Below are 18457 nucleotides of genomic sequence, written 5' to 3' on the forward strand. Positions count from 1 at the left end.
AGAGACGGGAAGCGAGTCCGTCCTTCCGTCCCGCTGATCACAGCACTGTGCCCTCGTCCCGCTGCGGGACGAGGGCACAGTCGCGGGGTCGCGCGTGCGGAACGGGCGAGTCAGTACTTCTTCGGCCGGTAGGCGTCGTACTCGTCGTTCCCGATGCCGTAGCTGCGGGTGCTGTGGTCGGTGCCGTGGCCGCCGCGCTGCTCGTAGGCCCGGTAGGACTTCTTGGCGGAACTGGTCCACTTCTCGAAGATCACGACGTGACGGGTGGTGTTGCTCCCGTTCGCGTCGATGATGAGGTCGCCCTTCTTCAGCTGCGACATCTTGATCTTGCTGGTGAACTGCGAGGAGGCCAGACCCACCGTGTTCGTGCCCGGCTTCCCGTACTTGAGCGCCATCGCCACGTAGCCGGAGCAGTCCGTGCGGTATCCCCCGAACGTCTTGCTCTGGCTGTAGGGCACCTGGTGGCCGTCGACGGCGGTCAGCCAGGTCTTGGCGCGCTTGATGACGGTGTCGCGGCTGATCGCCGCCTGGGCACCGGCGTCCGCCTTCGCCTCGCGCACCTGGGACTTGCCGGCGTCGGCCGGAGAGTCGCCGGCCGTGGCCATGGGCGCGAGGGGTGCCAGTACGGCGGCCCCCGCGACCATGGGAAGAACAATGCGCAACTTGCGGTTCATGTGTTCCCCGTGTCTCGTCTGATTTCCCTTACGGGCTGACAGCCGGGCATTTCACGGGACCAGAGGTTCCTCATCACTCTCACCTGTCTGACGGCCCCGTTGCCCGACGCCGGGGACACTAGGGTCACTGAAGTGAGCACGTCAAGATTTCCCGGGGCAACCGTCATAATGGATGACGAATGTCAGGCGCCGAATTCAGACTTGGGCAACCGGCGCTCGCTCAGGGCGCCTTGAGGGGTTCCTTCAGGGGTTGCTTCAGGAGCTCCTTGCAAAGCCTCAGTCGAGGAATCCGGGCGTCTTGCCGGTGGAAAGCCGCAGGCGCCCGGATCAGGCCTGTGATCTGCGGTTACGCTGCCAGCGCAGCAGCATCCCGAGCACCGTCGCATTGATGAGAGCCGCCACCGCGAGAAGGATCAAGAAGAGCGGCAGAGTCACCGCCGACGGCAGCAGAAAACCGATTCCGCCGGCCAGCAGAACGACGAGAAAGCTCGTCGGCAACGTCGCGAAAATCGGCCACACTCCCGCGAAGGACGCGTCCTCCGTGTTCGCGAAAGCGGCATCGACGGCCGTCCAGATCAGCAATACCGCACACACGGCGAGATAGCCACGGGAGGGCCAGTTGTCCGTCGCCGCCGAAAGAATTCGCTTCCAGTTCCTGCGGTCCGGCATGCTCGCTCTTCCCGGGTCGAGGGAGATGTCATGGGAGACGACGGTTGGGCGCTCGGGGCGATCCTCCGCCCTCGTGCCGCCCGGGCGCATGAGTACATGTACTCAGATCCGCGGCTCCTGTTGCCCGCGCGGTTGCGGTGACTCCCGCGCCCCGGGGGACGCCGGACGACGCGTCACCCGCCGGGCGGCGCCGCGGCCCGTACCGCGTCCTCGACTGTGGGGTGCAGATTGAGGACGCCCGAGATCCCCGTCACCTCGAACAGCCGCTCCACGAACGGGCTCAGTGGTCCGCCCAGGTGCAGCGACGTACGGGTGTGGGTGCGCAGCAGGAGATTGAGCGCCGAGGAATCCGCGAACCCGACCCGCGAGAGGTCCACAACCAGCCTTCCGGGTTGTGCGGCGAGCGCTTCGTCCAGCACCGGAGCGATGTCCTGAACGGAGTTGAGGTCGAGTTCCCCGGCGAGGACCAGCACCTCCACGCCCCCCTGACGCCGCCGCGATGCCACGGGGCCCGCGCCGCCGGCCCGGGCTCGCTCGTACTCCTCGTTCTGCCCTTGCGCCGGGGCCGGGCCCGTCGCGTCGTCACCGGTCGTCACAGCGTCTTACCTTGTCACACACCGCACCGTCCCGGGCTCAACCGGCACGAGCTGCGCCTTCGGGGACGTAAGGGATCGTCGCCATGCGTCAGGCGCGGGTCGGGCGTGCGTCAGTCGCGGTCGGGCGCGGGTCAGGCGTGCGTCAGGCGAGGTCAGGCCAGCGTCGCGCCGGCCCGGCCGGGTGCAGCCACTGCGCACGCATCGTCTTGCCGCTCGCCGAGGTCAGCACCTCAAGGGTGTCGGCGCACTCCTCGGCGATGCGCAGGCCCCAGCCGCCGCTGCCGTCGAGCCTGCCGGGCCGCCCGCGCGGCGGCAGCGGCACCGTGTCCGTGACCTCGACCAGGACGCGGTGCCGTTCGGCCTGCACCCGAAGCTCCCACCGGCCGCGGGCGTGGCGCTGCGCGTTGGTCACGAGTTCGGAGACCACCAGGAGCACGCCGCCCAGGTCCACCCAGGCGCACGCGTGCGCGAGATGCTCCTCGACGGCCCTGCGCGCCTGTCCGATGTCCGTGCACACGGAATCGACGAGCAGCACTTGCTTCTCCCCGTCGCCTGTAGCCGTAAGGCTCTGACCCGCGGGCACAGGCATCACCTCCCGTCCTCCGCCGAGGACGCTGTCTGCCGACGGGCGCCGCGTGTCCGTGCCGTTTTCGTACGGACGAACGGGGCGCACGTCGTAGCCGGAAAGTCGGTCCCAGATCCGCTTGCCCAACCGCGGACGGCTCATGCCAACTGGCCGTCTGCGCGGCCAACAAGACATCACAAAACGGGTGATACGTCACAACACTTCGCTGCCGGGGGCTTGTTCGGAGTGATGCGGGGTAGGCGGTACAGCCCGACGTGTTCCGACGACTTGAAGGGCAGGTCCACGCGATGACTTCCGCAACGCCGACCGTCACGACGACAACGGAGGACGCCACTGCCGGCGGGCCGTCCGTACTCGAAGGGCGGGCAGCCGGAGGCGCATCGCACGAGCTGCCCGTGATAGAGGAGCCGGAGAAGCTCGCCCCGGAGGACGCGCGCCAGCTGTCGAAGTCGCTCTTCGACCGGCTCACCGTCCTCGAAGAGGGCACGCACGAGTACCAGTACGTGCGCAACACCCTCATCGAGATCAACCTGACGCTCGTACGGTATTCCGCGCGCCGCTTCCGGTCCCGGGGCGACGACATGGACGACATCGTCCAGGTCGGCACGATCGGCCTGATCAAGGCGATCGACCGCTTCGACCTGTCGCGCGAGGTGGAGTTCACCACCTTCGCGATCCCTTACGTCGTCGGCGAGATCAAGCGCTTCTTCCGCGACACCACTTGGGACGTACGGGTGCCGCGCCGCCTGCAGGAGATGCGCATGGACCTGGCACGGGCGAACGACAAACTCACCTCCGAGCTGGGCCGTTCGCCGCGTGTGAGCGAGCTGGCCGGGCATCTGGGCGTGACCGAGGAGGAGATCGTCGAGGGCCAGGTCGCGGCCAACGGCTACAACTCCTCGTCGCTCGACGCGACCGTCAACGACGAGGAGGGCGAGGCCTCCCTCTCGGACGTGCTGGGCGAGCGCGACGAAGCCATGGATCTGGTCGAGGACTTCCACGCCCTCAAGCCGCTTCTGGCCGAACTCTCCGAGCGCGACCGGAGGATCATCGAGCTGCGCTTCGGTGAGGAGATGACCCAGGCGCAGATCGGCGAGGAGCTCGGCCTCTCCCAGATGCATGTGTCGCGCCTGCTGAGCCGCGCGCTCACGGGGCTCCGCGCGGGCCTGCTCACGAGCAGCTGAGCGCCGAGTGCCGCTCCCGGCCCGCCACTTCGGGAGGCCGGGAGCGCGCTTGGACGCAGAGCCCGGAGAGCGAGCGCGGGCCCGCGACGATCTCGTCGTCGCGGGCCCGCGCTCGCTCTCCGGGCGGAGACGGTCAGCGCCTGAAGGCGTCCTTGACCTTCTCCGCGGCGTGCCGGAAGTCGCCCTTCGACTGCTCAGAGCGGCCCCGCGCCTCCAGCCTCTCGTTGCCGAGCGTGCGGCCGACGGCTTCCTTGAACCTGCCCTTGAGCTGGTCGCCCTTGGCCTGGTTCTTCCTCTCAGCACTCACGGTGAGTCCTCCTCCCCACGAGATTCATTGCTGATTCCCCTTCCGGGTGCCCGTGGCGCACGCCTGAAACACAGCTGTGGCGGGGCGTGCAGCGCGCACCGGTCTGCCGAAGCCGGCTCCCACGGTCACTTCTTGAGCGGACAGCTCCTCAACAACTCTGCCTGCGACGCCCCTTCGGGCCTGGCCACCGTACGGCTGGGGGGCGGCGGCTGCCGGCCGTCGTCCAGCCAGCGCTCCAGCGCCGTGAAGGCAGAGCGGTGGCACGGCGTGAGCGGCCGGAGGCGGCCGGGGTAGGTGTCGGCGAGCGAGTCGACGTGGTTGCCGTCCTCGACGCGGTAGTAGCGGAAGAGCTCGCCGCGACCCGATTCGCGCACCATGCGGGCGTACACGTCGGAGTCCTCGCCGATGGGCAGCAGCGTGTCGAGGGTGCCGTGCAGGGTGATGAGCGGTTTGCCGATCCTGCCGGTCAGTCCGGTCTTGGCCACGGCACGGCGGACCTCCTCCGGGCGGTCTTCGTACTCGTAGTCCGCGTCGCACGGCGGGCCGTCCGGATCGCCGGGAGCGCAGAAGGGGGTGCCCGCCTCGGTGGCGCCGTCGAAGCCCGGGTCCATCTCCTCGCGGTAGACGCGCTGGGTGAGGTCCCAGTAGTTCTTGTGGAAGTAGGGCCACAGGAACTCCGAGCCCTTCGGGAATCCGGCAGCGTGCATCGCCTTCCTGGCCTTCTCCGCCTCGGGGCCGCCGGCCGCGTACGCCGGATAGTGGCGCAACGCGGGCGGCAGGAAGGTCAGCAGGTTGGGCGGCTCGCCGCCGGCCCGCCACAGTGTGCCCTCCCAGTCGACGCCGCCGTCGTACAGCTCCGGATGGTTCTCGAGCTGCCAGCGCACCAGGTAGCCGCCGTTGGACATGCCGGTGGCCAGGGTGCGCGAGGGCGGGCGCCGGTAGTGGTGGGCCACGGTCGCGCGGGCGGCACGGGTGAGCTGCGTGACGCGCTGGTTCCACTCGGCGACCGCGTCACCCGGTGCACGTCCGTCGCGGTGGAAGGCGGCTCCGGTGTTGCCCTTGTCGGTGGCGGCGAACGCGTATCCGCGCTTCAGCGCCCAGTCGCCGATGGCACGGTCGTTGGCGTACTGCTCGCGGTTGCCGGGTGCGCCGCTGACGACCAGGCCGCCGTTCCAGCGCGCGGGCAGCCGCAGCACGAACTGGGCGTCGTGGGCCCAGCCGTTGTTGGTGTTGGTGGCCGAGGTGTCCGGGAAATAGCCGTCGATCTGGACGCCCGGCACCCCGCTCGGCGTCGGCAGCTTCTCAGGGGTCAGGCCTGCCCAGTCGGCGGGGTCGGTGTGACCGGTGTCCACGGTCCCGGCCGTCGTCAACTCCTCCAGGCAGGCGGCCTTCTGATGTTCGGCGCCGGGCACCTGCGGTATGTCCGTACGGGCACAGTGCCGCTCCGCGTCTGGTTGTTGCTGGGCCGCGGCACCGCCCGGCGTGGGGAAGGAGAGCAGTGCCGCGGAGAGTGCCGCGACGGTCGCGAAGCGGTACGGGAGGGTGCGTACGGCGGCCCGTGTGCTGACCCGTGTCATCGGCGAGGCCTCCAAGGTGGGCTGTGTCCGGCCGTCCGGACGTGCGACCGGACGGCCGGACGGCCGGGATCGGCCCGGCCCGGCGTGGTGAATGCCCGAACGCTATGAGCACCGCCGTGCCCCACACACGTGACGGACCGCCACCTTCCCGACCGGGCCGATGGTGCGCCGCCACACGTGGGCGGGACGACCGGGCAGCCATACACCGGGGCGTGGTGCGGCCCGACGGCGGCCGGTGCACACCAGAGCTATTCCGCCAGCGACCGCGCCGCATCGAGGGCGAGCCTCCATGGGTACGCCTTCCGGTCCCCTCGACCCGGCGGGTTCGGCTCAAAGCCGCCCTCGCCGAACAGAACCCGTACCCCGGCTTCACGCAGCGTCCCGACGCTCCGGCCGAACTGCGGATGTGTGGCATAGGCGCTGTTGACGCACGGCATCACCACCAGCGGCCACCGCATCCCGATCGCCTCGACGACGCAGGCCGTCACGAAGTTCGTCGTCAGACCCAGAGCGCTCGCATTGACCGTGTTCAGCGTCGCCGGGGCCAGGATCGTCGCGTCTGCCCGCGGCCACTCCTCATCACCGCCGAGCTTCCGCGGGGCGCTGCGCACGGGGTGCCCGGTCTGCTCTGCCAGCGCCGGCAGTTGATCCTCGACCCACTCGGCCGCTGTCGGAGTCAGACCGACGCACACCGTCCAGCCGTCGGCCTGCGCGCGTCCCACAACGTCGACGAGGTCGACGACGGGCGGAGCAGCGGAGCCGAGGAGGTGCAGCGTGCGAGCGGTCATGCGGGTATCCCACCACAGCAGGCCGCCCCCGAACCGGCGGGCGCCGGGGGCGGATTGCCGGCTCGGGTTCAGTCGCTGGCCCCGCCGTTCGCCCTCGTCAGCCGAGGCCCCGGCCCGGAGAATCAAGGGCGGATCGGTGGTGAGTCGGCGTCGGATCAGTGGTAGAGCACCGACTGGATGCGCGGATCGTCGATGTTGCGCCGGTCGTACCAGTAGTAGCCGGTCTCGATGACCTCGGGCAGCTGCTTCCCCTTGATCGCGGCAACCGAGGCGCGTACGACCTGGCGGCCGATGGCGACGGGATTCTGAGTGATCGCACCGGCCATCCGGCCCTCTTCGATGGCGTTGATCTGCCCCTGGCCCGAGTCGAATCCGACGGTGGCGATGTCCGTGCGGCCACTCTCCTTCACGCCCTGGATGACGCCCATCGCCGATCCCTCGTTGCTGCCGTAGATCCCTTCGATGTCCGGGTTCGAGGCGATGATCGCCTTGGTGATGTCGGCGGACTTCGTCTGGTCGCCGCCGCCGTACTGCACGGGCAGCAGCTTCACCCCGGGCGCGTGCGCCTTCATCCACTTCGCGAAGCCGTCACGGCGGTCGATGCCCGAGCCGGCGGTCTGGCTGTGCACCACCAGCGCCACCTTGCCCTCGCCTCCCACCTCCTGCGCCATGTGCTGAGCGGCCTCCGCGGCGGCGGCCTTGTTGTCGGTGGCCGCGGTGGTCACCGGAATGTCGCTGTCCACTCCGGAGTCGAAGGCGACGACGGGAGTCCGGCTGCGCTGAGCCTTCTTCAAGTACGGCTCCAGCGCACGCGAGTCCAGAGCTGCGAGGCCGACCGCGTCCGGCTTCTTGCCGATGCTGTTGGCCAGCATGTTCACCTGCGCCTCGACATCGCTCTCGGTGGCGGGGCCCTCGAAGCTGATGGTGGCGTTCTGCTTCCGCGCCTCCTGCTCGGCGCCCTTCTTCACCGCCTGCCAGAACTGCTGCTGGAAGCCCTTGGAGACGATCGCGATGTACGGCTTGCCGCCGCCGGCGCCCGTCTGCCCGCCGCCGGGGCTGCACGCGCTCAGCGCGCCGAGCGCGAGTGCCGTGACGGCCGCGGTCAGCCCCGCTGCCAGCCGTGCCGCCGCCCCCTTCGGCCGCCTCATGCCCTCCTCCTGCGTGCGTTGTCCGCGTAGACGGCGGCGACGATGACGCAGCCGAGGATCACGTTCTGCCACTCCTGCGGGACGGACGTGATCTGCAGCCCGTTGTTGAGCACGGAGATGATGAGGGCACCGATGACCGTACCGACGATCGAGCCCTTGCCTCCGGAGAGCGACGTGCCGCCGATGACCACCGCGGCGATCGCCTGGAGTTCGTAACCCATGCCCGTGGCGGGCTGCGCCGAGCCGAGGCGGGCGGAGATGAGCACGCCGGCGAGGCCGATGAAGAGCCCCGAGACCACGTAGACGATGATCTTCCACTTGCGTACGTCGATGCCCGAGAGCGCAGTCGCCTCCTCGTTGCTGCCGATCGAGTAGGTGTAGCGACCCAGCAGCGTCCTGTTGAGCACGACGCCGCCGATCAGCGCCGCGAGCGCGAAGACGAGCACGGCGTTGGGGAAGTCCGCACCGGGGATGACGCTGCCGGTGGAGATGTCCGCGTAACCGGACTCCTCCGAGAAGTAGATGGGCGCACTGCCCGAGACGACCAGCGCCAGCCCCTGCGCGACGAGCATCATCGCCAGCGTCGCGATGAACGGCGGCAGCTTCAGGACCGTGACGTTCAGCCCGTTGACGAGTCCGATCAGTGCGCCGAACAGCAGGGTGCCGAGTACGCCTAGCCACACGGGCACCCCGGCCTCGACGATCATCACTCCGCCCATCACGGCGCACAGGGCCATGCCCGTACCAACGGACAGGTCGATGCCCCCGGTGACGATGACGAAGGTCGCCCCGAGCGCCAGCGTCCCGATGACGACCGTCGAGAAGAGCATCGAGGTGATGTTGCTGTAGTTGAGGAAGTTGGGGCTGGCGAAGGAGAAGAAGACGAACACGGCGATCAGGCTTGCGAACGCGAGCAGTTGCTGGAGCCGGCCCAGCACACCGCCGCGCAGCCGGCCGCCGCCGGAGGGTGCGCCTGCGCCGCTCTCCTGCTGCGGCGTGGCGACTGTTGGGGCTGTCATCCGATCATCTCCTGCCTGGTGCCGTCTGCCGGTGCCGGTGCGGCGTCCGTCCCGGAGGGCTCCGGGCGGAGCGTCGCAAGGTGCATGACCGTCTCCTGGGTGGCCTCGTCCGCGGAGAGTTCGCCGGTGACGCGGCCCTCGCACATCACGACGACGCGGTGCGACATGCGCAGCACCTCGGGAAGCTCGGACGAGATCACGATCACCGACTTGCCCTGCTCCGCCAGCTCGTCGACGATGCGGTGGATCTCCTCCTTCGCGCCCACGTCTATGCCGCGGGTCGGCTCGTCGAAGATGAGGATGTCGCAGTCCTTCAGCAGCCACCTGGCGATGACGACCTTCTGCTGATTGCCGCCTGAGAGGTGCTTGACCGTCTGGCCGGCCGAGGGCGTCCTGATGCGCAACTTGCCGATGAACTCCTCCGACTTGGCGCGCATCGCACGCGCCCTGACGAAGCCCGCCGACTGGAACCGCTGCTTCATCGAGCCGATCCCGATGTTGGTGTCGACGTCCTGTTCGAGCAGCAGGCCGAAGTTCTTGCGGTCCTCGGAGAGATAGCCGATGCCGTGACGGGCGGCGTCCGCCGGATTGCCGATACGGACCTCGCGCCCTTCCAGGGTGACGGTGCCCGCGGTCACCGGGTCGGCGCCGACGAGGGCACGGGCGACTTCGGTGCGGCCGGCGCCCATCAGGCCCGCAAGGCCGAGGATCTCTCCCCGCTTCAGCTCCAGCGAGACGTCCTTGAGCAGGTCCTTCGTCGACAGGCCGTGGATCTTGAGCACGGTCTCGCGGTCCTCGCGCACGCCCTGCGGCCCTGCCCCGGCGTCGAGTTCACGGCCGACCATGCGCGCGACGACCTCCCGCATGGGGGTCTGTGCCGCGGCCAGGGTGTCGACATAGCGCCCGTCGCGGATGACGGTGATGCGGTCGGCGACCGACTTGAGCTCTTCCATGCGGTGGGAGATGTAGATGACGCCCTTGCCACGGTCGCCGCCGGTCCCGCCGGAGCCGCTGCCGCGGTCGCCGTCGCCGTCGCCGTCGCCGTCGCCGTCGCCCGTGAACCGCCGTATCAGCGCGTGCAGTACGCGCACCTCGGCGTCGTTCAGCGCCGCGGTCGGCTCGTCCATGATCAGCACCTTGGCGTCGTACGACATCGCCTTTGCGATCTCTGCCATCTGCTGCTGGGCGACGGTGAGCGTGCCCACGCGCCACCGCGGGTCCAGCGGCAGCTCCAGCCGTTCGATGAGCTCGCGGGCGCGGTCGTTGAGGGCACGCTCGTCGAGCAGCAGGCGGCCGCGCGGCTCCCTGCCGATGAAGATGTTCTGCGCGACCGTCAGATCCGGCATCAGATTGAACTCCTGGTGGATGATGCTGATGCCGAGCTGCTGCGCATGGCGCGGGCCGGCGATGCGCACGGCCTCACCGTTCAGTACGAACTCCCCGGCGTCCGGCGTGTGGATGCCCGAGAGCAGCTTCATGAGCGTCGACTTGCCGGCGCCGTTCTCGCCGACGAGGGCGAGCACCTCGCCGTGGCGGAGATCGAGACGCATGTCCTCCAGCGCCCGCACGCCGGGGAAGCTCTTGGCGACGCCGCGCAGCTGAAGAAGCGGCTCACCGCCGCTCCCGGTCGTCGCGCTGTGACCGCTCTCCATTTCCAGCGCCTCCCCACGAGCTCCTAGAAATCGATTTCAGCAGAGCTTAGGAAGGCGCCCACCGGCCGTCAATGCATGTGCAGTGCTTCCCTACGGGCTTACATACGGCCTCCACACGGAAACCCGGTTTCGTCCTATGAAATCGATTCCGCAAGCGGCCCGCAAGCCACGTCACCGGCACGCGAAGGACACGACCCCGCGAAGGACACAACGAGAACGGCCCGTTCCGCGCCCCTGGCGACCTGGGCGCGGAACGGGCCGGCTGGGTGGACCGTGCTCGCCGCGGCGGCCGGTGCCGGACCGGAGCACTAGACCGTCATCGGGGTCCGCTCCGGTGAGGCCTCGTGAGCGCGCGCCGCGACCTCGGTCTCGACCTCCCGGTGCAGGCGCTCGCACGTACGGCTGATCAGCCGCGAGACGTGCATCTGGGAGATCCCGAGCTGCTCGGCGATGCTGCTCTGCGTCATGTCGCAGAAGAACCGCAGGTAGAGGATGTAGCGCTCCCGCTCCGGCAGGTTGCGCAGCTGCGGCTTGACCGCCTCGCGGTAGGTCACACGGTCGAAGCCGGGCTCTGTCGCACCGAGGGTGTCGAGCAGCGAGTAGCCGTCCTCGTTCTTGGACAGCTCGGCGTCCAGCGACAGCGCGCTGTAGCTCTCCAGCGCCTCCATGCCGATGACGACGTCCTCCTGGCTCAGCCCGCTGTGCTCGGCGATCTGCGCCACGGTCGGCGACCGGTCATCGAGGGTGACGCCCAGTTCACGGCTGCTGGCACGCACGCGGTTACGAAGCTCCTGCACCCGGCGCGGCACGTGCAGATCCCACATGTAGTCGCGGAAGTGCCGCTTGATCTCTCCGACGATGGTCGGCACGGCGAAGCTCTCGAAGGCGCACCCACGCGCCGGGTCGTACCGGGCGACGGCCTTGACCAGCCCCAGCGCGGCGACCTGCTGGAGATCCTCCAGGTTCTCGCCGCGGTTGCGGAAGCGCTGGGCGAGGCGGTCGGCCATGGGCATCCAGGCCCGGACGACCTCCTGACGCAGCTCCTCCTTCTCCGGCCCGTCGGGCAGTGACGTGATGCGCTCGAAGTGGGCCGCGGTGTCGGGCGCATCGTCATGCGGGTGGCGTGCGTGCTTCGCACGGAAACGAACTGCTGACATGACTGCTGCCTCCCGGTGCGCGGTGAACTACGGGTAGCGCGTCACCGCGGGAGCCGACACAGCGATCAAGCGCGGCGGCGCCGACCGCCCTCCCGCAGCTGTGCCTACTGGCCGAAGCACAAGGTGCTCAAAGCACCCGAAGAGTAATTACACCGTTCATTACTCCCGATCCCCTTCAAACTACGTCGCGGCGGAGCCTTGTGCCACACGTACGCCGTGTTTCGTCCGAGCGCCGCAGGTGACACACAAGGGCCCCGGGTGCGCAGCAGCACACCCGGGGCCCTTGGGCCTGGCGCTCGGCCCTTACGCTTACGCTTCCTCGCGCTCACCCTCGGCGATCGCGTCGGCCACCTCGGCGGTCCGTTCCGCCTCCTCCGCGGCGAAGCGTTCCGCGTCGAGCTTCTCGGCGATCTCTTCGTCCTGTGCCATGAGCAGGTCCAGGTTCTGGTCGCCCATCTCGAAGACGCCCATGTCGACGTACGCGCGCTGCAGCCGCTCCCCCCACAGCCCGATGTCGCGCACGCAGGGCACGATCCGGCTGAAGAGCAGCTGCCGGAAGAGCTTGAGGAAGTCCGACTGCTCACTGAAGGTCTCGGCCTCCTCGCGCGGGATGCCGAAGTTCTCCAGCACCTCGACGCCCTTGAGGCGGTCCCGCATCAGATAGCAGCCCTCGATGACGAAGTCCTCGCGCTCGCGCAGCTCCGCCGCCGTCAGCTGCTTGTAGTAGTCGCGCAGCGCCATGCGGCCGAAGGCGACGTGCCGGGCCTCGTCCTGCATGACGTACGCGAGGATCTGCTTGGGCAGCGGCTTGTTGGTCGTGTCGCGGATCATGCCGAAGGCGGCGAGCGCCAGCCCTTCGATCAGCACCTGCATCCCCAGGTACGGCATGTCCCAGCGGGAGTCGCGGAGGGTGTCGCCGAGCAGGGACTGAAGGTTGTCGTTGATCGGGTAGACCATCCCGACCTTCTCGTGCAGGAAGCGCCCGTAGATCTCGGCGTGCCGGGCCTCGTCCATGGTCTGGGTCGCGGAGTAGAACTTCGCGTCCAGGTCGGGGACGGACTCCACGATGCGTGCCGCGCAGACCATCGCGCCCTGCTCCCCGTGGAGGAACTGGCTGAACTGCCAGGAGGCGTAGTGCTGCCGCAGGTCGGCGCGCTCGGCCGCGTTCATCTTGTCCCAGTAGGACGTGCCGTAGAGGGACATGGCCTCGTCCGGGGTGCCGAGCGGGTCCTTCGGGTCGACTTCCAGATCCCAGTCGATGCGCCGCTGCCCGTCCCACTGCTTGTCCTTGCCCTTCTGGTAGAGGGCGAGGAGGCGGTCACGGCCGTCGTCGTAGTCCCAGCTGAAGCGGGCCGCTCCGGAGGCGGGCACCTCCCACTCGCCGGCTCCCGGGTTCTGGACGTAGAGGTCGTGCGTGGACATGGACGCCTCCTGATTCCGGGGTCTGGGGGTCCCCTGACCCCCCGCGGGCCCTCTTCGGCAGGCTCACACGGCAGTTACCGGGCGGTCAACAAAGCCCGTGCAATCTGCGTCGCGGGGATTGACGGGCTTGCTGACAAGCAGTCTCATAAAGAGTCGAGCCGACGTAACCTTCGGTAACTCACGAAGAGGTGCCCAGCATGACGATCACGCCCGACACGGCCACCCCCCAGGAGACCGCGAAGGAACCGCTCCGGGACGCTCTCGGCCTGCTCAAGGACCGGGAGAAGACCGCCGAGCGCCTGCTGGACTCCTCCAAGAAGCACTGGTTCGACCCGGACACCGAACTGGACTGGGACGCGCCCTTCGAGGAGGGCAAGTGGTTCTGGCCGCCGGAGCTCGTCTCGCTCTACGACACCCCGCTGTGGAAGCGGATGCCGGAGGAGCAGCGCATGGACCTCGCCCGTCACGAGGCGGGCTCGCTCGCCTCGCTCGGCATCTGGTTCGAGGTCATCCTCATGCAGCTGCTGGTACGCCACATCTACGACAAGCCGCTGACCAGCAGCCATGTGCGGTACGCCCTGACGGAGATCGAGGACGAGTGCAGGCACTCGAAGATGTTCGCCCGGCTGCTCACCAAGAGCGGCGTCCCGGAATACCGCGTCTCCCGGATCCACCACAATCTCGCGCGGCTGCTGAAGACCGTCTCCACCACCCCCGGCTCGTTCACCGCCACGCTGCTCGGCGAGGAGATCCTCGACTGGATGCAGCGGCTGACCTTCCCCGACGAGCGCATCCAGCCACTGGTACGCGGCGTCACACGCATCCACGTCGTCGAGGAGTCGCGGCACGTGCGGTACGCGCGTGAGGAGCTGCGCCGTCAGATGGTCGACTGCCCGCGCTGGGAAGCGGAGTTCACGCGCCTCAGCTCCGGCGAGGCCTCGCGCGTCTTCTCCATCTCCTTCATCAACCCCGAGGTCTACACGAACGTGGGCCTGGACAAGCGCGAGGCGATGGCCCAGGTCAAGGCGAGTGGCCACCGCCGCGAGGTGATGCAGACCGGGGCCCGCCGCCTCACGGACTTCCTGGACGAGATCGGCGTCATGCGCGGCATCGGCCGCAAGCTGTGGGTCAGCTCGGGCCTGCTCGCCAAGTAGGGGCCGCCCGGCCGACCGGCCTGGGAGGAGGTGCCGGTTACGCTCATGGGATGAGCAGCAGCGGCACGGCCCCGGCGTATCGCAGGCTGAGCGTGGACGAACGGCGTACGCAGCTGATCGGCGCCGCGCTCGGCCTCTTCGCCCACAACCCGCCCGAGGACGTCTCGCTCGACGACGTGGCGGCGACCGCCGGCGTGTCACGTCCGCTGGTCTACCGCTACTTCCCCGGCGGCAAGCAGCAGTTGTACGAGGCGGCGCTGCGCAGCGCCGCCGACGAGCTGGAGCAATGCTTCGCCGAGGCACAGACCGGTCCGCTCACCCGGCGGCTCGTGCGCGCCCTGGAGCGCTACCTCGCGTTCGTCGACGAGCACGACGCCGGCTTCATGGCGCTGCTGCAGGGCGGCAGCGTCGTACAGACGTCCCGTACGCACGCGATCGTCGACGAGGTACGGCGGACCGCGGCCGACCAGATCCTCTTCCACCTCGGCTTCCAGCCCGAGCACGATGCCGGCAGGCCGGGCGGCACAGCCGGCGGACCCGACAGCACAGCCGACAGGCCGGGCACCAAGGCCGGGCCCAGGCTGCGCATGACGGTGAGCACCTGGATAACGGTGGTCGAGGCCGCGTCCCTGATGTGGCTGGACGAGGGCAAGCAGCCGCCGGTCGCCGAGCTGCGCGACTGGCTGCTGGACCACTTCGTCGCCCTGCTCATGGCGTCCGCCACCCGGGACGCGGAGACGGCCCGTATCGTCCGGCACGCCCTGGACCTGGAGGAGGGCGACGGCCCGGTGGGCGAACTCGCGCGCCGGATGCTGCCGGTCGTCGGCGACAAGGGGCATCTGCTGGAAGCCCGCGGCGACCTCTGATCCGCCGCCGAGAAGAACTTAAAGAAAACTTGAAGAACGCCTATCCTGGCCCCATGTCCACTCAACTGTCCTGGCAGGCCAAGGAGGCCACGGTCGGCGAGCTCGCCGAGCGCGCCGGAGTGGCCACCTCCGCGCTGCGCTACTACGAGCGCGAGGGCCTGATCCACAGCCGCCGCACCTCCGGCAACCAGCGCCGCTACAGCCGCGACACCCTGCGCCGGGTCGCCTTCATCCGCGCCTCCCAGCGTCTGGGCATGCCCCTCGCCGCGATCCGCGAGGCGCTCGCGCTGCTGCCCGAGGGCCGTACGCCCACCCGGGAGGACTGGGCGAGGGTCTCGGAGTGCTGGCGGGAGGACCTCAACCAGCGCATCAAGCTGATGACGCAGCTTCGCGACCATCTCACCGAGTGCATCGGCTGCGGCTGTCTCTCGCTGGACCACTGCGCGCTGGCCAACCCCTACGACACGCTCGGCGAGCAGGGCCCGGGCGCGCGCTCGCTCGCGGGCTGCCACCCGGAGGAGTGCGGCTGATGCGCAGCGAGGAGAGCCTCTTCGTGGGCGGGCCGCTCGACGGCCGTGTGCTGCCGGTGCTCACGGGGGCCAACGGACGTCCGCCGAAGACCTACGAAGTCCCGGTGCCCTCCGAGGACAAGGGGGTGCCCGACACCGTCCACGTCTACCGGCTGGAACCGGCCGGCTTCACGCGGCGGCTGGGCATCCCGCGCGGCTGGCGCTACGTGCACGAACCGGAAGGGCGACCGCGCGGAGGGCCCCGCTGGCCGTAGGGCGGCGGCCGGCGATAGCCGACCGGGCCCGGGGCGCGCAGCCGAACGGGCCGGGAACACCGCCGCTTTCACACCACCGGCCCTTCGCGGGAGCGGACCTCCCGCACGAGGTCCGGCAGCATGCCCGACTGCCTGCGGAGCCGCGTCCGGCTCCACGGCCCGAGAGGCTCTAGTGCCGTGACCGGCAATGTTTGCCCTCCCCCTGGGCCTCACGGCCCGGGGGGACCCCCAGGAGCGTCGTCCGGTGCGATCGCAAGGCGGCCGGAAGTCCTTTAGGGTCCCCCATGGCGAAGCCCAGGGGCTACCAGGGCTTTTGACGAACGCTGGGGGTACTCCCCCTCGCTCCGCTGGGGGACCCCCACCCACGAAGTGAGGGAGTGGGGGCACCCCCCGGCCGAAGTCCCCCTGGGCCTGGCGGCCCGGGAGGTGCCCCCTGGGGGGAGTGCGTGCAGGGCGGCGCGACAGGGCAAGGCTTGCCGGGAGGGGTGCTAGCACATCCGTGACGATTTCTGGGTCTCACGTGAAGTTTGCGAAGAACTGCGACGGTTCTGTTGGGGCCGTCCCCTTGTACACGCTGTGCGCCTAGGCTGCTCTGCGTGATCCAAGGGATGGCTGGCCTCGGCAGCACAGATCCCCAGCAGCTGGGCCCGTACCGCCTGCAGGGCGTACTCGGCAACGGCCGCATGGGCACCGTCTACCTCGGGCGGGGAGCACCACAGCGCGGCGCACGCAAGCAACTCGTCGCCGTGCGCACCCTCAGGCCCGAGCTGATCCGCGACCGGCCGCTGCGCGCACGGCTGCGGCAGGAGATGCAGGCTGCCGCGACGGGTGTGCGCAGCCCGTACGTCGCGGACGCGGCCGGCTGCGAACTCGACAGCGCTCAGCCGTGGATAGCCAACTCCTTCGTCCCCGGTGCCTCCCTGGAGCTGCTGGTCTCGAAGTACGGCCCGCTGCCCGAGTCCTCGGTGCGCGCCCTGGGCGGTGCGCTCGCCCGGTCGTTGATGGCCCTGCACGCGGCCCGCATAACCCACCGCGACCTGGGCCCGCACAACGTGCTGCTCGCCTGGGACACCCCGCGGGTCGTCGACTACGGCCTGGCGCTCGGCCGCATGAGCGGACCGGCAACCGACGAACTGTCCGACGACGTCTTCGACCTGGGCGCGACGCTCGTCTACGCATGCAGCGCCCACCAGCCCTTCGCCGGGAACATGCTCCCCATGGCACGCGAGGACCCCGACCTGACGGGCGTGCCCGACGCCCTGTGCCCCGCGCTCTTCGCGTGCCTGCACAAGACACCGGAGTCCCGTCCTCCGCCCGACGTCCTCGCCAAGGCGCTCGACCTGGCCGACACCGCGGAACAGCCCGCCGCGGAATGGCTGCCCGAGGTGTACACACACGAGATCGAAGAGATCGCGGACAGCGCACGCCGCCTGTCCGGACGCCGTCTCTTCGGCAGGTGAGCAGGGCGGACGGGCAGTACGGACCTGCCATCGCCGCCGCACGGGCGACGCCCGGGCACCCTTCGGGTGACGGACCCGGCCGCAGGGCCGGGCGACCCCGCCGGTAACACACACCGCCGTGCACGATCGCTCCGATAGCGAGTCAGATCGGAGGCGAGCCGGTGTCGTATCGACGTGCCCTGAGTGCCAAACGCTCCGTCGCCGCCGGGACGGCGGCCATCGTGGCGGCGGCAGCACTCGCCCTCCAGCCGCTCCCCGCCGCCGCGGATCCCGGCGGCAAGCCCGTCAGCGAGCTGCTCCGCGATCTGCAGACCATGTACGAGAAGACCGAGTCGGCCTCGGACGCGTACAACAAGACCGCCGGCAAGCTGGCACGGCAGCGCAAGCGCACCGAAACAGCGGAGAAGGCGCTCAGCTCCCTGCGTTCCGCCCTCGCTGAGTCACGCCGCGAGGCCGGGAACCTCGCCCGGCAGCAGTACCGGCGCGGCGACATCGGCCTCCCCCCGGTCGTGCAGCTGCTGCTCACCCGGGAGCCGCGGAACGCGATGGACGGACTGCATCTGCTGACCCGTGCGGCCGGCCGCCAGGCCGTGACCGTGCAGCGGCTGGTCGCCGGTGAGAAGAGGCAGCGTCAGCTCACGGCGCGCGCACGCAAGGCGCTCGCACGGCAGCAGCGTCTCGCGGACCGGAAGCAGGAGCAGCGCGACACCGTACGTTCACGGCTGCGCCGGGTCGAGCGCACACTGGCCTCTCTCTCGGACGATCAGCTGAGCCGTCTGCGCACCATGGAGAACGCTCAGCAGACCAGCACCCAGCGCACGTTGATGTCCGCGCACGAACTGCACGGCCCGAAAGCACAGCGCAAGCCGTCACGTCCGGGCGCGCAGGCGGTGAGGTTCGCGCTGCGGCAGATCGGCAAGCCGTACCGGTTCGGCGCACGGGGGCCGGGAGCGTACGACTGCTCGGGGCTCACCTCGAAGGCGTGGGGGAAGGCGGGGCGCTCCATTCCGCGTACGAGCCAGGGCCAGTGGAAGAAGCTGCGGCGCGTGCCGATGAACGAGCTGCGCCCCGGCGACCTCGTCGTCTACTACCCGAGCGCCTCGCACGTGGCGTTGTACGCCGGGCAGGGCAAGGTCGTCCACGCGCCGCGGCCGGGTTCCGACGTGACGCTCTCCCCGGTCGGCGCCATCCCCTCTGTACGGGGAGCGGTGCGGCCCGACGTGGGCAGGCCGCCGCTTGAGGGCTACCGGCTGCCGGGTCCGCTGCGCTGACGCGCAGCCGCACCCATGGACCACGGGCGGGTCCCCTTCCCCGTCCGTGACGGGCCGCCGCGCCGGGACCACCCGGGCGCGGCGGCCGGACCTCGGGAGCGGCGGCCGGACGACGGGGCGGGACGACGGGCGGGACGGAGGGG

Annotated in this window: 19 protein-coding genes; 7 read left to right on the plus strand and 12 right to left on the minus strand. The window is 69.8% G+C overall.

Features of this window, described 5'->3' with window-relative positions; translation table 11 throughout:
* Positions 1 to 110 precede the first annotated feature (110 nt).
* The 4 genes from ACSMXX_RS09195 to ACSMXX_RS09210 all read right to left on the minus strand — a co-directional run bounded on the left by ACSMXX_RS09195 (position 111) and on the right by ACSMXX_RS09210 (position 2474).
* Positions 111 to 674 carry an NlpC/P60 family protein gene (locus tag ACSMXX_RS09195; protein WP_473183543.1) on the minus strand — a complete coding sequence of 188 codons (564 nt, stop codon included), beginning with the start codon at positions 672 to 674 and terminating at the stop codon, positions 111 to 113.
* Between the two features lie 327 nt (positions 675 to 1001).
* Complete coding sequence (locus ACSMXX_RS09200; RefSeq protein ID WP_473183544.1) at positions 1002 to 1343, minus strand: SCO4225 family membrane protein; 342 nt, start codon at positions 1341 to 1343, stop codon at positions 1002 to 1004.
* Positions 1344 to 1516: 173 nt separating this feature from the next.
* Positions 1517 to 1939 (minus strand): STAS domain-containing protein, encoded by a 423-nt coding sequence (locus ACSMXX_RS09205; RefSeq protein ID WP_473183545.1) that lies wholly within the window; start codon positions 1937 to 1939, stop codon positions 1517 to 1519.
* Between the two features lie 142 nt (positions 1940 to 2081).
* Positions 2082 to 2474, minus strand: coding sequence for an ATP-binding protein (locus tag ACSMXX_RS09210; RefSeq protein WP_473183546.1), 393 nt, complete (start codon positions 2472 to 2474; stop codon positions 2082 to 2084).
* A 338-nt stretch (positions 2475 to 2812) separates the two neighbouring features.
* On the opposite strand from ACSMXX_RS09210, the gene ACSMXX_RS09215 reads away from it, so the two are divergent.
* Positions 2813 to 3709 carry an RNA polymerase sigma factor SigF gene (locus tag ACSMXX_RS09215; RefSeq protein WP_473183547.1) on the plus strand — a complete coding sequence of 299 codons (897 nt, stop codon included), beginning with the start codon at positions 2813 to 2815 and terminating at the stop codon, positions 3707 to 3709.
* Positions 3710 to 3842: 133 nt separating this feature from the next.
* Here the strand turns inward: ACSMXX_RS09215 and ACSMXX_RS09220 are convergent, their stop codons facing one another.
* The 8 genes from ACSMXX_RS09220 to ACSMXX_RS09255 all read right to left on the minus strand — a co-directional run bounded on the left by ACSMXX_RS09220 (position 3843) and on the right by ACSMXX_RS09255 (position 12779).
* The gene (locus ACSMXX_RS09220; protein ID WP_473183548.1) at positions 3843 to 4016 is read right to left on the minus strand and encodes a CsbD family protein; all 174 of its coding nucleotides are present in this window, start codon (positions 4014 to 4016) and stop codon (positions 3843 to 3845) included.
* 125 nt (positions 4017 to 4141) lie between these two features.
* Positions 4142 to 5593 carry a 3-hydroxybutyrate oligomer hydrolase family protein gene (locus ACSMXX_RS09225; protein ID WP_473183549.1) on the minus strand — a complete coding sequence of 484 codons (1452 nt, stop codon included), beginning with the start codon at positions 5591 to 5593 and terminating at the stop codon, positions 4142 to 4144.
* A 248-nt stretch (positions 5594 to 5841) separates the two neighbouring features.
* Positions 5842 to 6381, minus strand: a complete 540-nt coding sequence (locus ACSMXX_RS09230) for a flavoprotein (protein ID WP_473183550.1) — start codon at positions 6379 to 6381, stop codon at positions 5842 to 5844.
* A gap of 155 nt (positions 6382 to 6536) precedes the next feature.
* Entirely contained in the window at positions 6537 to 7529 is a 993-nt protein-coding gene (locus ACSMXX_RS09235; protein ID WP_473183551.1) for a substrate-binding domain-containing protein, read from the minus strand.
* Positions 7526 to 8548 (minus strand): ABC transporter permease, encoded by a 1023-nt coding sequence (locus tag ACSMXX_RS09240; protein ID WP_473183552.1) that lies wholly within the window; start codon positions 8546 to 8548, stop codon positions 7526 to 7528. Before ACSMXX_RS09240 ends, ACSMXX_RS09235 begins: the two co-directional genes overlap by 4 nt.
* Positions 8545 to 10200: a sugar ABC transporter ATP-binding protein gene (locus ACSMXX_RS09245; RefSeq protein ID WP_473183553.1), complete on the minus strand. Its 1656-nt coding sequence runs from the start codon at positions 10198 to 10200 to the stop codon at positions 8545 to 8547. The genes ACSMXX_RS09240 and ACSMXX_RS09245 overlap by 4 nt, the downstream gene beginning before the upstream one ends.
* 308 nt (positions 10201 to 10508) lie before the next feature.
* The gene (locus tag ACSMXX_RS09250) at positions 10509 to 11357 is read right to left on the minus strand and encodes a SigB/SigF/SigG family RNA polymerase sigma factor (RefSeq protein ID WP_473183554.1); all 849 of its coding nucleotides are present in this window, start codon (positions 11355 to 11357) and stop codon (positions 10509 to 10511) included.
* A 309-nt stretch (positions 11358 to 11666) separates the two neighbouring features.
* Positions 11667 to 12779: a ferritin-like domain-containing protein gene (locus ACSMXX_RS09255; protein WP_473183555.1), complete on the minus strand. Its 1113-nt coding sequence runs from the start codon at positions 12777 to 12779 to the stop codon at positions 11667 to 11669.
* Positions 12780 to 12976: 197 nt separating this feature from the next.
* On the opposite strand from ACSMXX_RS09255, the gene ACSMXX_RS09260 reads away from it, so the two are divergent.
* The 6 genes from ACSMXX_RS09260 (at position 12977) to ACSMXX_RS09285 (ending at position 18314) form a co-directional block, all read left to right on the plus strand.
* Positions 12977 to 13933, plus strand: a complete 957-nt coding sequence (locus tag ACSMXX_RS09260; protein ID WP_473183556.1) for an AurF N-oxygenase family protein — start codon at positions 12977 to 12979, stop codon at positions 13931 to 13933.
* 50 nt (positions 13934 to 13983) lie between these two features.
* Positions 13984 to 14799, plus strand: a complete 816-nt coding sequence (locus tag ACSMXX_RS09265) for a TetR/AcrR family transcriptional regulator (RefSeq protein WP_473183557.1) — start codon at positions 13984 to 13986, stop codon at positions 14797 to 14799.
* A gap of 53 nt (positions 14800 to 14852) precedes the next feature.
* Positions 14853 to 15329, plus strand: coding sequence for a redox-sensitive transcriptional activator SoxR (soxR, locus tag ACSMXX_RS09270; RefSeq protein ID WP_473183558.1), 477 nt, complete (start codon positions 14853 to 14855; stop codon positions 15327 to 15329).
* A complete protein-coding gene (locus ACSMXX_RS09275; RefSeq protein WP_473183559.1) occupies positions 15329 to 15583 on the plus strand; it encodes a hypothetical protein in 255 nt (84 codons plus the stop codon). Before soxR ends, ACSMXX_RS09275 begins: the two co-directional genes overlap by 1 nt.
* Positions 15584 to 16179: 596 nt before the next feature.
* Entirely contained in the window at positions 16180 to 17043 is an 864-nt protein-coding gene (locus tag ACSMXX_RS09280; RefSeq protein WP_473183560.1) for a protein kinase domain-containing protein, read from the plus strand.
* Positions 17044 to 17204: 161 nt separating this feature from the next.
* Entirely contained in the window at positions 17205 to 18314 is a 1110-nt protein-coding gene (locus ACSMXX_RS09285) for a C40 family peptidase (RefSeq protein WP_473183561.1), read from the plus strand.
* The last annotated feature ends 143 nt before the right edge of the window (positions 18315 to 18457 follow it).

Source organism: Streptomyces sp. DSM 116795 (genome assembly GCF_055792905.1).

What these genes read in the sequence shown, in the direction of transcription:
- ACSMXX_RS09195 (WP_473183543.1), bottom strand. Translation starts at nt 674, where the DNA reads ATGAACCGCAAGTTGCGCATTGTTCTTCCCATGGTCGCGGGGGCCGCC.
- ACSMXX_RS09200 (WP_473183544.1), bottom strand. Translation starts at nt 1,343, where the DNA reads ATGCCGGACCGCAGGAACTGGAAGCGAATTCTTTCGGCGGCGACGGAC.
- ACSMXX_RS09215 (WP_473183547.1), top strand. Translation starts at nt 2,813, where the DNA reads ATGACTTCCGCAACGCCGACCGTCACGACGACAACGGAGGACGCCACT.
- ACSMXX_RS09225 (WP_473183549.1), bottom strand. Translation starts at nt 5,593, where the DNA reads ATGACACGGGTCAGCACACGGGCCGCCGTACGCACCCTCCCGTACCGC.
- ACSMXX_RS09230 (WP_473183550.1), bottom strand. Translation starts at nt 6,381, where the DNA reads ATGACCGCTCGCACGCTGCACCTCCTCGGCTCCGCTGCTCCGCCCGTC.
- ACSMXX_RS09235 (WP_473183551.1), bottom strand. Translation starts at nt 7,529, where the DNA reads ATGAGGCGGCCGAAGGGGGCGGCGGCACGGCTGGCAGCGGGGCTGACC.
- ACSMXX_RS09240 (WP_473183552.1), bottom strand. Translation starts at nt 8,548, where the DNA reads ATGACAGCCCCAACAGTCGCCACGCCGCAGCAGGAGAGCGGCGCAGGC.
- ACSMXX_RS09245 (WP_473183553.1), bottom strand. Translation starts at nt 10,200, where the DNA reads ATGGAGAGCGGTCACAGCGCGACGACCGGGAGCGGCGGTGAGCCGCTT.
- ACSMXX_RS09250 (WP_473183554.1), bottom strand. Translation starts at nt 11,357, where the DNA reads ATGTCAGCAGTTCGTTTCCGTGCGAAGCACGCACGCCACCCGCATGAC.
- ACSMXX_RS09255 (WP_473183555.1), bottom strand. Translation starts at nt 12,779, where the DNA reads ATGTCCACGCACGACCTCTACGTCCAGAACCCGGGAGCCGGCGAGTGG.
- ACSMXX_RS09260 (WP_473183556.1), top strand. Translation starts at nt 12,977, where the DNA reads ATGACGATCACGCCCGACACGGCCACCCCCCAGGAGACCGCGAAGGAA.
- ACSMXX_RS09265 (WP_473183557.1), top strand. Translation starts at nt 13,984, where the DNA reads ATGAGCAGCAGCGGCACGGCCCCGGCGTATCGCAGGCTGAGCGTGGAC.
- soxR (WP_473183558.1), top strand. Translation starts at nt 14,853, where the DNA reads ATGTCCACTCAACTGTCCTGGCAGGCCAAGGAGGCCACGGTCGGCGAG.
- ACSMXX_RS09275 (WP_473183559.1), top strand. Translation starts at nt 15,329, where the DNA reads ATGCGCAGCGAGGAGAGCCTCTTCGTGGGCGGGCCGCTCGACGGCCGT.